Consider the following 14,808-nt stretch of genomic DNA (forward strand, 5'->3'; position numbering starts at 1 on the left):
GCGGCGGTAGGGGACAAGATTCAGCGACTTGTCCTACAGCTTCTCCAGAAGCCATGAACTGTGCCCCGTTCAGCCCCGATGCTAATTTGCCCGACGACCTTGGAGGGCGAATCTTGACCATCAAAAACGCTGTGACGCTGGGTGCACTTTCATGGGTTCTGGCGGGCTGCGGCAGCGTCCTGACCGTATTGCAAGACGATGCCGACGTCGCTCGGGACATGCGCAAACAAAACACCTATTGCCAATCGATACCGCGGATTTACAGCGGTCTGGCCTTCGATTTCTGTGTGTTGAACGCCCCCCCGGATCCCAGCGGATTTCTTGTGCCATTCGTGCTGCTGGATCTGCCATTGTCCGGTGTATTCGATACAGTAGCGTTGCCCTATACGGTCTATCGTCAGGTCTCCGACGGTAACCTTGCTATTTACTGGCGCAAGGGCGGTTATTGAGGCGCAGGGCAAGGTTTCTCCAAACCATTCACCCTGGGGCAATCGCACAGGGTAATTCCCCACTCGTTTACGCTATAATCCCGCCCTTTAGCTGTCACTCGCCCTGTGCGAGGGCACATCAATTTTCAAGGCGCATCGCGCCTGCACGCAGACTAAAGAGGCTAGACCCCTGTGGCATTGACGATTCTTGGCCTGTCCGGCGCCCTTAGCCATGATCCTTCAGCAGCCTTGTACATCGACGGCAAGCTGGTGGCGGCGGCTGAAGAAGAGCGCTTCGTACGCGATAAGCATGCAAAGAACCGCATGCCCTACGAATCGGCGAAGTTCTGTCTCGAACAGGCCGGCATCAAGCCGTCCGATGTTGACGTGGTAGCGATCCCGTTCGCTCCGATCAGCCTGTTCGGCAAGGCGCGCTGGCATTACGCCAAGCGTTACTGGTACGCGCCGGATCGCGCCCTTGATGCGATCCTGATGGGCAACCGTCGCTACAAACGCTATCGCAACAAGATTGTCTGGTGCCTGGAGCAACTGGGTTTCGATCCGAAAAAGATCAAGATCGAGCCGGTCGAGCACCACTTGGCTCACGCCTCCAGTGCGTACCACTGCTCGGGTTTCAAAGAAAAAACCGCGATCCTCGGTATCGACGGCAAGGGCGAGTACGCCACGACCTTTTTCGGCTACGGCGAAAACGGCAAGATCCACAAGATCAAGGAATTCTTCGATCCGGACTCCCTCGGCGGTCTGTACGGCGCGATCACCGAGTTCCTCGGTTTCGAGATGCTCGACGGTGAGTTCAAGGTCATGGGCATGGCGCCATACGGCGATGCCAGCAAGTACGATTTCTCGCGTCTGGCCTCGTTCGAAAACGGTGAGTTGGTGATCAATACCGATTACGCCAACGTCATCGGCCTGCGTCGCTACAAAGAAAAGGGTAAAGGCTTCTACTTCTCGCCGAAGCTGATCGAGTGGCTGGGGCCGAAGCGCGAAGGCGACATCGCTGACGAACCGTATATTCACTACGCGGCGAGCATGCAAGCGCTGTTCGAGAAACTGGCGTTGCAGATGATCGACCACTATCTGGGCGACGTACTCAAGGAAACCGGCAAGCTGGCATTCGCCGGTGGCTGTGCGTTGAACGTCAAACTGAACCAGAAAATCATCGCCCGCGACGACATCAAAGAGCTGTTCGTGCAGCCGGCGTCCGGCGATGCCGGTACTGCGGTCGGTGCCGCTGCCTACGTGTCCCACGCCCGTGGCGTACCGGTCGAGAAGATGGAACACGTCTACCTTGGCCCGTCGTACAGCAACGAAGACGTCATCGCGGCCTGCGCCCGTCACGAGAGCAAGCCGACCTGGCGCAAGCTCGACAACATGCCGGAGCAGATCGCCAAAATCATGGTCGATGGCAACCCGGTGGCCTGGTTCCAGGGGCGCATGGAATTTGGCCCGCGTGCATTGGGTGGTCGTTCGATCATCGGTTGCCCGAGCGTGGCGGGTGTGGCTGACCGGATCAACCACCAGATCAAGTTCCGCGAGCGCTGGAGGCCTTTCTGCCCGTCGATGCTCGACACCGTTGCGCCACAGATGATCAAGATCGATCACCCGGCGCCGTTCATGACCTTCACGTTCGAAGTGGCAGAAGAGTGGAAGACCCGCGTGCCGGAAGTCGTCCACGAAGATGGCACCTCTCGCGCTCAGGTGCTCAAGCGTGAATACAACCCGCGCTACTACGACATGATGAAGGCGCTGGAAAACCTGACCGGTAACGGCGTATCGCTGAACACCTCGCTCAACCGTCGTGGCGAACCGATGATCTGCTCGCCGACCGACGCACTGAACATGTTTTTCGGTTCTGACCTGGAATACCTGATCATGGAAGATATTCTGGTCGTAAAAGAGGGTGTGAAAGGATACGAACTTGACTGAAACACTGATCAGCGTCGTCATTCCGGTTTACAACTATGCGCGAACCCTGCCACGTGCAGTGGAGTCGGTGTTGGCGCAGCTGGATGAGACGACGGCGGATCTGCTGGTCATCGACGATGGGTCGACGGACGATACGCCTGAGGTGGTGGAAAAGCTCCTGCTCAAGCATGGCGGGCGTTTTCGTGCGCTGCGCAAAAGCAATGGCGGCTTGTCGTCGGTGCGCAATCGGGGGCTGGAAGAGACAACCGGACGGTATCTGGTGTTTCTCGACTCTGATGATGAAATGGCTCCCGGTGCGCTGGCAGCGCTTGCGCAGCACATCGCCAGTCATCCGCACAGCCTGATGGTGATCGGGGCGCACTGGTCGGTGTTCGCTGACGGGCGACGCAGTTTGCAGGCGGCCAAGCCGTTGCCTGCGACGGCCCGGCAGCGCTTGCAGGGCTACCTGTTGAGCAAGACGGTATCGATTTCAAACGGTGCCTGCGCGATGCATCGCGATGTGTTCGTTCAGGGTAATTACCCGGAACATTTGCGCAACGTGGAAGACCTGCCAGTGTTTGCCCAAGTGCTGGCGCGTTACCCCTGCTCGGTTCTGGATGAGCCTCTGGCGCTGATCTACAAGCACGCCGACAGCATGCGCCATGATTTACGCCAAAGTCTTGCTGCCGGCACCGAGCAGGTCGTCAGCGAAGTTTTTTCCAGTCAACGGATGCCCGAGGAAATGGGTGATTTGCGCCAGGCGTTTTTAGCGCAGCGTTGCCTGTCGTTGTTTCGCGACTGTTATTCCCATGGCGAGTACAAACTGGCCAAGTCATTCTATTTTCAGGCCTTGCGTGCGGACTGGCGGACGTTTTCGCGCTGGTCCTACACCCGTAAGGCATTGCGGTTGCTGTTTCGGTAAACGGGTCGCGGAAATTCGCGGGCCTTGTAACGGATGTCGGTGAGGTGGCTGGGTGAAAGGTACGGGCGGTAGCGTGGCAACTCGAGTCTCCAGAGTCATCGACGAATACCCGGTTTGGCTGGCGTTTCTGGGCAGTGTGCTGCTGTCGCTGATAGCCGTCCTGGGCACCGCGACAGTGGGGCGTGATGCCGCGCTGTACATTGATATTGCGCAACAGGTCACCGAACACGGGCCCAATGTGGCGTGGGCCACTTTCGACTGGCCATGGTTTTCGTTTCTTCTGGCGGGTACGCACACGGTCCTGCATTTGCCGCTCGAACTGAGTGCCTATCTTTGGTGCGGTCTGTTTTTTGCCGGCACCAGCGCGCTGATGGTGGACTGCGTACGTCAACGATCTGCGCAACTCGCCGGTTGGGCGTGCCTGGTGGTATTGGCAATGCCGGCGGTCAATGCCTTTCGCAATGACATCATCCGTGAGTGCGGTTTCTGGTTCTTCTGCACACTGACGCTCTGGCTCGCGCTTCGCTGGCAAGCCTGTGGCGGCTGGCTGCGGGCGGCATTCATTCATCTGGCCATCGTCGCCGCAGCCTTGTTTCGGCTCGAAGCCTTGCTGCTGGTGCCGGCGTTGGCGCTGTGGCAGTTGCCCAACCTGTGGTCGTCGAACCGGCGTATGCGGTTCGTTCAGTTTGCGCTGCTACCGGTTTTGGGGCTGCTGGTCGTTTCGGTGTCAGGTGTGCTCATGTCGGCACGCGTGATGCTGTATCTGGACATGATTGCGCCGCACAGTGTGTTTGCCGCGTTTCAGATGCTGTGCGATCAGTTCGCCAATTCGCTTATCAACAAGTACTCCCAGGATGAAGCCGGGCGGATCATTTTCTTCGGCATCCTGGCGACCATGACCATCAGTTTCGTGAAGTTGATGGGGCCTTTTGCCGTCCCTTTCATTCTGCGGCGCAACTGGGGGGTGCTCGGTATCTACTGGCGTGACTATCGCCCGTTCGCCTGGGCGGCGCTGCTGTATCTGGTGGTGCTGGTGCTGTTTTTCATCAAGCAGCAGTTCATGAATACGCGCTACCTGAGCTTTCTGAACCTGTTGTTTGTACCCGTGCTGGCGATGGGGCTGGCGGCGTTTGCCCGCGAGTTCCCGCGTTGCGGCAAGTGGCTGGTGGTGTTGGGGTTGTTGGTAATGCTGTCGAACGTCATCTCCACTGGAGCCGGCAAGACTCATTACGTCGAGGCTGGCCGCTGGATGTCGACTCACGTCGAACCGACGGCGAAGACCTATTTCGAGGACGGGCGGATCAGTTATTACGCCGGTCGCGGCTATGTGATGCCGGTGCTGACCGCTGAGGAAGCGATGTCGACAGCGCACGCGGGCGACTATCAGTACTTCCTCATCGAGGCCAAGGGTGACGAACCGTGGCTAAGCGAATGGCTGGCAGCGCACAAGTTGCGCATCATCGAGCATTTCGCCAATCGCAAAGGTGCCACTGTGGTGGTCATCGGCCGCTGATGCTTAACCGAGCAGCGGTCGCAGGCGCGAGATCAGCGGTGCTTGTCGGTTGCTCGGCAGTGCCTGCCGGTAGCCTTCGATAAACGTGTTGCCGGCGTCCTGGCCGAGCAGCCATTGCCGGTCTTCCTTGTAGCGCAGCAAGTGAGCGAAGTTGCGCAGGCGTTTACTGTCACTGAGTGCGCGCTTCTGGCAGCGCAGGTCGGCGATATCGATCAGTCCCAGGCGGTTGTCGGGGGTCAGCACGACATTGCCGAAGTGCAGCGACCGAAAGTACACACCTTTTTCGTGCAGCAGGGCGAAGTACCCGCCCAGCTGGAATCTCAGCGTGTCAGCCTCTTCGCCAGTGCTCTGCAACTGACGCACCGTATTGCCTTCCAGCGGGCTGTAATACACGCCGTCGCGCTCGATGCTCGGGATGCGATAGACCGCGATGACTTTCGGACAGAGGATGCCGCGCTGTTCGAGTGCCCGGGTGTTGTCGGCAAAGCGTTGTGCATAGGGGTAGAACAGCGCCGAACTGAGCAGCCGCTTGCGGCGGAACAGCTTGAGCATGCGTCCATCGGCCAATCTGAGCACCTTGTCGCCGGAACCGTCGGCTTCCAGTACGTGTGCACCTTTGCGCAGTGCCTCGTAAGTGCTTTGATCAATCGATTGCATATCGGGCTCCCCATCATTAGCGGGGTATCTTAACCGACTTGGTCGAAGGCTGGCTTGAAGTCATGTTTATCGGGGCAAAAACGCGTGTGATATCATCGGCGCCTCACTGAATTGCGCGGATCACCATGAGCAGTCCTGAACCGAAAGCCCAGTCCACGCTGGCGATCTATTTCCGCCTTTTGGCTTACGTGCGGCCTTATGCCGGCCTTTTCCTTCTCAGCATCGTCGGGTTTCTGATTTTCGCATCGACTCAACCGATGCTCGCTTACATCCTCAAATACTTTGTCGACGGTCTGGCCAATCCTGAAGCCAGTCTGTTCCCGGGCAACCCTTATCTGGGCAAGCTGCAGTTGCTCGAAACCGTGCCACTGATGATTGTTTTCATCGCGCTATGGCAGGGCGTGGGCTCGTACCTGGGCAACTTCTTCCTGGCGCGGGTTTCGCTGGGGCTGGTGCACGACCTGCGGGTAGTGCTGTTCAACAAATTGCTGGAGTTGCCCAATCGCTTCTTCGACAAGAACAATTCCGGCCACCTGATTTCCCGCATCACCTTCAACGTGACGATGGTCACCGGTGCCGCAACGGATGCGATCAAAGTCGTCATCCGTGAAGGCATGACCGTGATTTTCCTGTTCTGTACGCTGTTGTGGATGAACTGGAAGCTCACCTTGGTCATGGTCGCCATCCTGCCGTTGATCGGCCTGATGGTGAACAGCACCAGCAAGAAATTCCGCAAGCAGAGCAAGAAGATCCAGGTCTCGATGGGCAACGTCACGCACGTTGCGTCCGAGACCATTCATGGCTACCGCGTTGTGCGCAGCTTCGGCGGCGAGCAGTACGAAAGGGATCGCTTTCGCGATGCCAGCCAGAGCAACACCGACAAGCAGTTGACGATGACCAAGACCGGCGCCGTTTACACGCCGATGTTGCAACTGGTGACGTACAGCGCCATGGCCGTGGTCATGTTCCTCGTGCTGTATCTGCGCGGCGACGCATCGCCGGGCGATCTGGTGGCCTACATCACCATGGCAGGCCTGCTGCCCAAGCCGATCCGTCAATTGTCGGAAGTCAGTTCGACCATCCAGAAAGGCGTGGCCGGTGCCGAAAGCATTTTCGAGCAACTGGATGAGCCGGCGGAAGTGGATCAAGGCACGGTCGAGCAGGATCGTCTCGAAGGTCGTCTGGAAGTGCGTAACCTCAGCTTCCACTATCCCGATACCGAAAAACCGGTACTCAACGACATCAGCTTCGTCGTCGAGCCGGGGCAAATGGTCGCATTGGTTGGCCGCTCGGGCAGCGGCAAGTCGACCCTCGCCAGCCTGATTCCGCGCTTTTATCAGCATGATCATGCTCAGGGCCAGATTCTGCTCGATGGCGTGCAGGTGCAGGATTTCACCCTGCGCAGCCTGCGTCGGCAGATTGCTCTGGTGACCCAGCAGGTCACGCTGTTCAACGACACGGTGACCAATAACATCGCTTACGGCGATCTGGCCGGCGCGCCGTTCGATGAAGTAAAGCGCGCGGCTACAGAGGCGTATGCCGATGAGTTCATCATCAAGATGCCGCAGGGTTACGAAACCATGGTTGGCGAAAACGGCGTGCTGCTGTCCGGCGGCCAGCGTCAGCGCATCGCCATCGCGCGAGCACTGCTCAAGGATGCGCCGCTGCTGATTCTCGACGAGGCCACTTCTGCGCTTGATACCGAGTCGGAGCGGCATATTCAGGCGGCACTGGATCATGTGGTGAAAAACCGCACGACCCTGGTGATCGCCCACCGTTTGAGCACCATCGAGAAAGCCGACCTGATTCTGGTCATGGATGAAGGGCGCATCGTTGAGCGCGGCTCTCACGCGCAATTGCTCGAGCAGAACGGCTATTACGCCCGTCTGCATGCCAAAGAATTTGAAGAGGGTGACGAGCCTAAGCCGGCACACGCGACCGACGTATGCTGACGATGTTTCGCAGCTTTCGCGAGCGTGGCTGGAGCGAAATCGACCGGGACAGCTATGCCCGGGCCTGGCAGCGTTTCGGCGGCAGCTTTGCCACGCATCCCGAAGTCGTTGAGCGCTTGTCGACGTTTCTAGGCATCGAATTGCGCTACCTGGGCTGGATTGTTGGCGGTGATGTACTCGCCGCCATCCCTTGCTGGGGCCGGCATGTCGCCTTGTCCAAGGAAGTGCTCAAGCGCGAGGGCAAGCGTGGCTTGCTGGACATGGGCAATGCGGAAATCATTCTGCCGATCGCGCCAGATGTCAGCGTACCGGTGCGCCAGCGTATGGCTTATGTCTCCCAGCTCAATGCCGAGCAGATCAGCACGTTGAAGTCGCAACCGGAGGGCCTGGCCCTGGCTCGGCTCCCGGAAGAGTATTCGAAGAAGTTCCGCTACAACCAGCGTCGCGAGCAGCGCCTGCTGGAAGAGGCGGGCGGATCGCTGGTGCCGATGTCCGACTTTACCCCGCAGGAACAGGCTGCCGCTTACGGTGATTTGTTCCAGCGTCGCTGGGGCTTCGAGGTGCCGGGCAAGGCCGGGCTGGTCGAGGTCTTTACCTTGCTGCGCGAATTCATGACCGGTTCGGTGGCGATGCTCGATTCGGCACCCGTGGCCATTCAGGTGCTGTACCGCGTCGAGGCCCCGCAATGGGTGTCGCTGGAGTACATCAACGGTGGCGTTGACCCGCAGAGCCGCGAGTTCAGCCCCGGCAGTGTGCTGAGTTTCGTCAATACCCAAGAGGCCTGGGCGCACGCGCAAACGCTGGGCAAGCCTCTGCGTTATTCATTCGGTCGTGCCGACCGTGAGTACAAGGATCGCTGGTGCCACACGGTGCCGGTCTACAAGGTCTGAATCCATGAGCGCTCGCAAGCAACAGCTTCTCAAGGCCCATCGACGCAACAAGCGTCTGTTCCTGATTGCCTTTCTGGTGGGGTTGTTGCTGATCGGATGGCTGGTTGCGTGGTGGCTGGTGCCGTTGTTGCTGGTGCTGGCCTGGATCGCACACGAGGCCTGGTTCGCCGATCATCTGTTCTACCGGCCTTCTGACGACTATCAATACAGCTTTCCAGCGCAAGCGGCCCGCCAGAGTGTGAGTCTTGAGGGTGGCGTGGTACGCCTGAGCGAGCCGCTGGCTCAGGGCGAGACATTGGTACTCGAGCTTGAAGTGAAGTCCACTTGGCTGGGGCGCTGGCTCGACCCCTATGTTGACGTGGGCGATGATCGCCAGGACTTCGAGCGTGGCGTCAAAGGCCGGCGTTTCCTTAACCTGTCCGGTCAGGCCGATGCGCTGGCGCAAGGTGCTCTGGCCCTGCGTGGCCGATATTGCGTACCGGCTGCGACCGGTGTGTTGTGGGTCATGGCCAATCCCGATTACAGCCGCCAGCGGGTAATGGTCATCGCTCCCCATGCCGATGACGCCGAACTCGCCGCATTCGGCCTGTACAGCCGTTGCCAAGACGTCAGTATCGTCACCCTGACCCAGGGCGAGATCGAGGCTGAAGACTTTCAGCGTCTGGGCCTTGATCAAGCCGCAGCGGCACGCTTGAAGGGGCGTTTACGCAGCTGGGACAGTCTGGTGATTCCTCTGTGGGGAGGCGTGCCTGCCGATCGCTGTGTGCAATTGGGTTATTACTGCCTGCAACTGCCCTCGATGGCCGAAGCGCCTGCCGAGGCCTTCGGTTCCCGTGAGTCGCAGGAAAGCGACGTGCGCAGTGTGCGCCGGCACAATCCATTGACCTTGCCCGCCGACGCCGATGGGCAGCCAACCTGGAAAAATCTGCTGGGTGACCTGACTGCACTGCTTGAGCACTATCGTCCAGACGTGGTCGTTACTCCGCATCCAGAGCTTGATCCCCACAGTGATCATGTGGCGTCCACCCAGGCGCTTCTTCAGGCTATCGAACTGAGCAGCTGGAAGCCGACAACCCTGCTGATGTACGCCAATCACCTGCACGACAACGACCGCTGGCCGATGGGCCCTGCCGGGGCCGGTATTGCGCTGCCTCCCGCCATCGAGCCGTTGCCGGCTGACCGGCTATGGAGTCCGCTGTTATCGGCGCAGGTGCAACTGGACAAAGCCATGGCGCTGGCCATGGAGCACGATCTGCAGGGTGGGCAGGTATTCAAGCGACAATTGCGCCGCTGGATCCAGCAGGTGCTGGCGGGGCGTCGCTGGCCTGAAACGGGCAGTAACGAGTTTTTCCGCAAGGCGGTCCGGCGTCATGAATTGTTCTGGGTACGCGACCTTTCAGATTGAGGCGGACGGCGCTTTACCCTGTGTTAATATCGCGCCCCTGTTCATTTTGTATGTGGGTTGCTCCATGAAGTTGTCCATGCCGCGTTTCGATCAAGCCCCGGTCTTGGTAGTCGGCGATGTCATGCTCGACCGTTACTGGCATGGCGGAACCTCACGGATTTCCCCTGAGGCGCCGGTGCCGGTCGTTAAGGTCGAGCAGATCGAAGATCGTCCGGGCGGTGCCGCGAACGTTGCCTTGAACATTGCCGCGCTGGGTGCGCCGGCGTCGCTGGTCGGTGTGACCGGCGACGACGAAGCCGCCGACAGCCTGAGCAACAGTCTCAAAGGCGCGGGCGTACGCGCTCTGTTCCAGCGCATTGCGCACCAGCCAACCATCGTCAAGCTGCGGGTCATGAGCCGGCACCAGCAACTGCTGCGTATCGACTTTGAAGAACCGTTCGCCACCGACGCTCTGGCCCTTGGCTCGCAGGTCGATGACCTGCTCGAAGGCATCAAGGTGCTGGTGCTCTCCGACTACGGTAAAGGTGCCCTGAAAAACCATCAGGCGCTGATCCAGGCCGCTCGCGCGAAGAACATTCCGGTGCTGGCCGACCCGAAAGGCAAGGATTTCTCGATCTATCGCGGCGCCAGCCTGATCACGCCGAACCTCAGCGAATTCGAAGCCATCGTCGGTGGTTGTGTCGATGAGCATGAGCTGGTGAGCAAGGGCGCCGCCCTGATGCACGACCTCGAACTCGGTGCGCTGCTGGTGACACGTGGCGAACACGGCATGACCCTGTTGCGTCCGGACCAGCCGGCACTGCACCTGCCGGCCCGTGCCCGTGAAGTGTTCGACGTCACGGGTGCCGGCGACACGGTGATCTCCACCCTGGCTGCAGCGATTGCCGCCGGTGAAGACCTGCCCCATGCCGTCGCGCTGGCCAACCTGGCCGCCGGCATCGTGGTTGGCAAGCTCGGTACGGCCGCCATCAGTGCCCCGGAACTGCGTCGCGCCATTCAGCGTGAAGAAGGTTCCGAGCGTGGTGTGCTCGGTCTGGAGCAGTTGCTGCTCGCCGTGGCCGATGCCCGCGCGCACAACGAAAGGATCGTCTTCACCAACGGCTGCTTCGACATCCTGCATGCCGGTCATGTGACCTACCTGGAGCAGGCGCGGGCACAGGGCGATCGTTTGATTGTCGCGGTCAACGATGATGCTTCGGTCAGCCGCCTCAAAGGCCCGGGCCGTCCGATCAACAGCGTTGATCGACGCATGGCGGTTCTCGCCGGCCTCGGCGCGGTGGACTGGGTGATCAGTTTCCCTGAAGGCACTCCGGAAAACCTGCTGCGCGAGGTCAAACCGGACGTGCTGGTCAAGGGCGGCGATTACGGCATCGATCAGGTGGTCGGCGCCGATATCGTCAGCGCTTATGGCGGCACCGTGAAGGTGTTGGGGCTTGTGGAAAACAGCTCGACAACGGCGATTGTCGAGAAGATTCGCAGTCGTTGATCAGATGAATTTTTACCGTTGTGTACTGCGTGTGAACGGATTTTGCCTTGGGGATTTTACCGTTTCCGTTGATGTAGGCAGCTTTGAATCCGATGCGCTTGCCTGCCTACGTCGCGTGGTCAATTAGCCTATGAAAGTCATGCTCCTGGTGATGGACGAGCAGCGGGTCATTCTCGATCGGCTCTACGACATCGTGCAGCAGAACTGTGATGAATGCTTCATCTATCGTTTGAGCAAACAGCAGCAGTTGAATCTGGGGTCGTTTCTGGCCTCGGTCGACTACCAGACCTTCGATCGCGTGGTGATTTTCTCCCGGGTCAAGCGTCTGGCCACTCAGCTGCAGGTGCTCAAGTGCATTCCCGGGCTGGTGTTCCTCGAGCACGATGCCTACCAGAACTACATGCCGGCGAGTAAGTACCGAGGCGTGTATTCGCGACTTTACCGCCGTTTGCCAAGTTGTCGGGCGTTGGTGTCCGGTGCCGTGGTCGCGCGCAAGATGCTGGCTGAGGGCATCGACACGGTGTTCGTCTCCAAGGGCTATGACGAGCAGATGTTGCACAACACCGGTGTTGAGCGGGACATTCCCATCGGCTTTCTTGGCAGCCTGAAAAGCACCGAATATGCCGAGCGTAAAGCCATGCTCGAGTCGCTCTCGAAGCGTACCGGGATGCTGGTGACCCGCACCCAGTCGGGTGAGGAATACCTGCAGACGCTCAATCGCATCCGGATTTTCGTCAGCGCCGACATCGGCATGAACGAGTTCATGATCAAGAACTATGAGGCCATGGCCTGCGGCTGTGTGCTACTGGCCTGGAGCCAGGGCGAAGAAGACCGCCTGCTCGGTTTTGAAGACATGCACAACACCGTGTTCTACCGCAGCGAAGAAGAGGCGGTGGAGAAGATCAAACTGCTGCAAAGCGATCCGGAACTGGCAGAGCGCATTGCCCGCAACGGCCAGGAATTCGCACAAAGCCGCTATTCCTTTGCCCGTGTCGGTCAGGCACTGGCCACGGAAATCCAGCGTGAGATGCGCCCATGGCAGCCGCCTTCAGCGTTTACACGCTTCTGGGTCAAGCTGCGTTACGGGATGAAGGTGCCGGTTTAAATGAAGGACGAACACATGGCGCTGGATGCGCTGCCCGGTGGTGATCAATCCGTGCTGGAGGCTTTGCCTGCCGAGCTTCTCGACTGTCTGGGCCGTGCGCCCCGGGTCGTGTTGATTGCCAACAATCCGGCTATCACAGCGGCGGACTTTCAGGCGCTGAACATTGGCGTCGATGACGTCGTCGTCAGCTTCAATACCTGTATCAAAGCGGCACTGCTCAACGAAAACAGCGTCAACGTCTTTGTGCATGGCTACAACGCGCCGGACGCGTATTTTTTTGGTCTGCCTTACGCGCCGCCGGTACAGCGGATGTTCGAGCAGGCGAGCGATCGTTGTTTCAGCATGCTGGTGGGCTGCGCCGCACCGATGTGTCCGTTGCCACGTGTGGCCATGTACTGGGATCGCATTCCACTGCCGCCGCTGTGGAACTACCCGGTCGATCGCCCGGGTGGCAAGCGCTACGTCGGACCTTCCACCGGTTTCAACACGCTGGTGTTGTTCGACTGGTTACGCGGTCATGCCGGTTATACCTATCAGCTCATGACCCTGGGGTTTTCCAACGAAGCCGGAAAACTCTGGGGCGGCCATGCCTGGGATTATGAGCGCGACTGGCTGCAGCAATCGGACATCATGGTGGTGCCGCTGCAACTCCGGCGCTGGTGGCAAAAGCTGTTTCGGCAGAAGTAAGCGACGTCGTCCATCCGGTTGCCGGCAGGCCCGAACTACTTTCAAAAGGTGCTGTTGAGTGTTGAAAATTGCCGTGGCTTTTTTCGGAATTCCGAGAAATTCGCCGATCTGTTTCCCCTCCATCGAACAGAACGTTCTGGCGCAGCTGCCTGCGGGCAGCGACGTAAAGTGCTTCTACCATCTGTACAAAGTCGATGAGGTGCAGAACACGCGGTCCGGCGAGAAAGGCGAGCTAAACGCTGACAACTACCAGCCCTTCGAGTCGATGACCGGCGCGCTGACCTCGACCGAGGGCGTGCTGGAGCGCTGGGATTTCGAACAGGTCAAAGCGCAGGGCGATACCTGGGCCGATGACTATGCGTCATTGCGCAATCTGATCTATCAGCTCAACTCGCTGCACACCGTGACCACGATGATCGAATCCTTCGATCCGGATTTCGTCGTGTTCGTGCGCCCGGACAATTTCTTTCACAGCGCATTGCCTGCCTATGTCTTCGCTCACCCTGAGGTGCGCAAGCACAACGCTTATATTCCGGACTGGCAGTGGTGGGGCGGCTTGAACGACCGGTTTGCGATTTGCGGGCGCGATACATACGTCGCGTACGGCAAGCGGATCGAGCGCATTTTCGATTTCTGCAAGGCGACAGGCCGAAAGCTGCATTCCGAGCGCTTGCTCAAATATGCGCTGCAGCAGGTCGATGCGAAAATCTGCACGCTGCCGACCCAGGCATCACGGGTGCGCATTACCGGTGCCTTTGCCGAAGAATCGTTTTCGCCCAAGCGCGGCATGGGCAAGCGCGAAAACCGCTACTTCCATTTCTTCGCCGGGTTGCGCACCTGGTGGGATCGCCGGCGCTAAACCGCTATTTGGCGGTTTTTTTACCCAGCCCGACTAATCGCAGCGCCTTGATACTCAGCTGCTTGAACCCCTGACGCGGGGCTTTCGCCGGTTGCAGGCCTTGTTGCACCAACCAGTCCTTCCAGCGTATCCGCTCCTCGCGCACGACCCAGCCGGTTTGGGTGGCAAAGCTCTCGGCCAGATACAGACCTCGGGTGCTGGCCGGTATGAGTTTGTCGCGCTTGAGCGTGTACAACTCGGCCAGTGGCGCGCCGTCCTTGAGTGGCATCAAGTACAGGTCGGGGCGTTTACGATCAAGTCGGGCAACCAGTTGATCACCTTCCAGCCGCTCGTCGACGTGGAACAGGCTCAGGGATTTGGCTTCCTTGGGCACGTCCAGGCGCAAGTCGTAGATCAATTGCAGTGATGCGGTGGGGAGATGCACATAAGCCCTTGGCCGTTCGAGCAACTGCAGATTGGCGCTGCGTATAGGCCGCGCCGAGCCGGACAACGGGGTCAGGCGAAACGGCAGAGCCTCGCGGTAGTGCAACGCCGCCGAGTAGGGCGCAGGCAGCCAGGTGTCGTTGAAGCGTCCGCCGAGCCAGCCTTCTGGCGTCTCGAGCAAACACTCTTCGGCAATTTCCTGAATGGCCGTGTGCAGCGGAATATTCAATTCGTGGGCCGGCACGTAACCGGAAATCAACTTGAGCACGACGTCGCCGCGATCCTGTCGGCGCTGGCGCACCAGCACCCAATAGTCGCGATTCTGCCAATGCAGGGTCAGGCGTACTGAGACACCAAGGTTGGCCAATTCCAGCGAGAAGCGCTCGGTATCGGCCACGCTCACCGGTTTGCGCCGCTGCAAGGTCTGCGTGAAGTTCAGCGGCATGCCGACGCTCTGGTAAGTCAGGCCTTCCGGGGTAGCTTCGACGAACAGCGGCAGGGTCTTGAAGTTGCTCGGGTTCTTTCTGATGAGCGTGCGCGGCATATCGGCTCCTG

13 protein-coding genes are annotated in these 14,808 nt (G+C 59.4%); 11 read left to right on the forward strand and 2 right to left on the reverse strand.

Features of this window, described 5'->3' with window-relative positions; all coding sequences use genetic code 11:
• Window positions 1–113: 113 nt before the first annotated feature.
• The 4 genes from ACWR1S_RS03475 (at window position 114) to ACWR1S_RS03490 (ending at window position 4,789) form a co-directional block, all read left to right on the forward strand.
• Window positions 114–449, forward strand: coding sequence for a YceK/YidQ family lipoprotein (locus tag ACWR1S_RS03475; RefSeq protein ID WP_454562428.1), 336 nt, complete (start codon window positions 114–116; stop codon window positions 447–449).
• 171 nt (window positions 450–620) lie between these two features.
• Window positions 621–2,375, forward strand: coding sequence for a carbamoyltransferase family protein (locus ACWR1S_RS03480; RefSeq protein WP_077570529.1), 1,755 nt, complete (start codon window positions 621–623; stop codon window positions 2,373–2,375).
• Window positions 2,368–3,276 carry a glycosyltransferase family 2 protein gene (locus tag ACWR1S_RS03485; RefSeq protein WP_454562429.1) on the forward strand — a complete coding sequence of 303 codons (909 nt, stop codon included), beginning with the start codon at window positions 2,368–2,370 and terminating at the stop codon, window positions 3,274–3,276. Before ACWR1S_RS03480 ends, ACWR1S_RS03485 begins: the two co-directional genes overlap by 8 nt.
• 73 nt (window positions 3,277–3,349) lie before the next feature.
• A complete protein-coding gene (locus ACWR1S_RS03490) occupies window positions 3,350–4,789 on the forward strand; it encodes a hypothetical protein (protein ID WP_454562430.1) in 1,440 nt (479 codons plus the stop codon).
• 3 nt (window positions 4,790–4,792) lie between these two features.
• Here ACWR1S_RS03490 and ACWR1S_RS03495 read toward each other — a convergent pair whose 3' ends face one another.
• On the reverse strand, window positions 4,793–5,446 hold the full coding sequence (locus ACWR1S_RS03495; protein ID WP_454562431.1) for a toluene tolerance protein: 654 nt from the start codon (window positions 5,444–5,446) through the stop codon (window positions 4,793–4,795).
• Window positions 5,447–5,571: 125 nt separating this feature from the next.
• Between ACWR1S_RS03495 and msbA the strand changes: the two genes are divergently transcribed.
• The 7 genes from msbA (at window position 5,572) to ACWR1S_RS03530 (ending at window position 13,830) form a co-directional block, all read left to right on the forward strand.
• Window positions 5,572–7,398, forward strand: coding sequence for a lipid A export permease/ATP-binding protein MsbA (msbA, locus tag ACWR1S_RS03500; RefSeq protein ID WP_454562432.1), 1,827 nt, complete (start codon window positions 5,572–5,574; stop codon window positions 7,396–7,398).
• Window positions 7,392–8,288, forward strand: a complete 897-nt coding sequence (locus ACWR1S_RS03505; protein WP_454562433.1) for a GNAT family N-acetyltransferase — start codon at window positions 7,392–7,394, stop codon at window positions 8,286–8,288. The genes msbA and ACWR1S_RS03505 overlap by 7 nt, the downstream gene beginning before the upstream one ends.
• Before the next feature lie 4 nt (window positions 8,289–8,292).
• Entirely contained in the window at window positions 8,293–9,693 is a 1,401-nt protein-coding gene (locus ACWR1S_RS03510) for a PIG-L deacetylase family protein (RefSeq protein WP_454562434.1), read from the forward strand.
• A 64-nt stretch (window positions 9,694–9,757) separates the two neighbouring features.
• A complete protein-coding gene (gene hldE, locus ACWR1S_RS03515) occupies window positions 9,758–11,179 on the forward strand; it encodes a bifunctional D-glycero-beta-D-manno-heptose-7-phosphate kinase/D-glycero-beta-D-manno-heptose 1-phosphate adenylyltransferase HldE (protein ID WP_038360264.1) in 1,422 nt (473 codons plus the stop codon).
• Between the two features lie 130 nt (window positions 11,180–11,309).
• Window positions 11,310–12,284, forward strand: a complete 975-nt coding sequence (locus tag ACWR1S_RS03520) for a glycosyltransferase family protein (RefSeq protein WP_454562435.1) — start codon at window positions 11,310–11,312, stop codon at window positions 12,282–12,284.
• Complete coding sequence (locus tag ACWR1S_RS03525; protein ID WP_454562436.1) at window positions 12,285–12,971, forward strand: hypothetical protein; 687 nt, start codon at window positions 12,285–12,287, stop codon at window positions 12,969–12,971. It begins immediately after the preceding gene.
• 58 nt (window positions 12,972–13,029) lie between these two features.
• The gene (locus ACWR1S_RS03530) at window positions 13,030–13,830 is read left to right on the forward strand and encodes a hypothetical protein (protein WP_454562437.1); all 801 of its coding nucleotides are present in this window, start codon (window positions 13,030–13,032) and stop codon (window positions 13,828–13,830) included.
• A 4-nt stretch (window positions 13,831–13,834) separates the two neighbouring features.
• Here ACWR1S_RS03530 and ACWR1S_RS03535 read toward each other — a convergent pair whose 3' ends face one another.
• Window positions 13,835–14,797 carry a metal ABC transporter ATPase gene (locus tag ACWR1S_RS03535; RefSeq protein ID WP_454562438.1) on the reverse strand — a complete coding sequence of 321 codons (963 nt, stop codon included), beginning with the start codon at window positions 14,795–14,797 and terminating at the stop codon, window positions 13,835–13,837.
• Window positions 14,798–14,808: the final 11 nt, after the last annotated feature.

The sequence above is a fragment of the Pseudomonas sp. AIG genome, from assembly GCF_977020205.1.

Bases quoted from the DNA above. Each gene is read 5' to 3' on its own strand.
- ACWR1S_RS03495 (WP_454562431.1), bottom strand. From the start codon at position 5,446: ATGCAATCGATTGATCAAAGCACTTACGAGGCACTGCGCAAAGGTGCA.
- msbA (WP_454562432.1), top strand. From the start codon at position 5,572: ATGAGCAGTCCTGAACCGAAAGCCCAGTCCACGCTGGCGATCTATTTC.
- ACWR1S_RS03505 (WP_454562433.1), top strand. From the start codon at position 7,392: ATGCTGACGATGTTTCGCAGCTTTCGCGAGCGTGGCTGGAGCGAAATC.
- ACWR1S_RS03510 (WP_454562434.1), top strand. From the start codon at position 8,293: ATGAGCGCTCGCAAGCAACAGCTTCTCAAGGCCCATCGACGCAACAAG.
- hldE (WP_038360264.1), top strand. From the start codon at position 9,758: ATGAAGTTGTCCATGCCGCGTTTCGATCAAGCCCCGGTCTTGGTAGTC.
- ACWR1S_RS03520 (WP_454562435.1), top strand. From the start codon at position 11,310: ATGAAAGTCATGCTCCTGGTGATGGACGAGCAGCGGGTCATTCTCGAT.
- ACWR1S_RS03525 (WP_454562436.1), top strand. From the start codon at position 12,285: ATGAAGGACGAACACATGGCGCTGGATGCGCTGCCCGGTGGTGATCAA.
- ACWR1S_RS03535 (WP_454562438.1), bottom strand. From the start codon at position 14,797: ATGCCGCGCACGCTCATCAGAAAGAACCCGAGCAACTTCAAGACCCTG.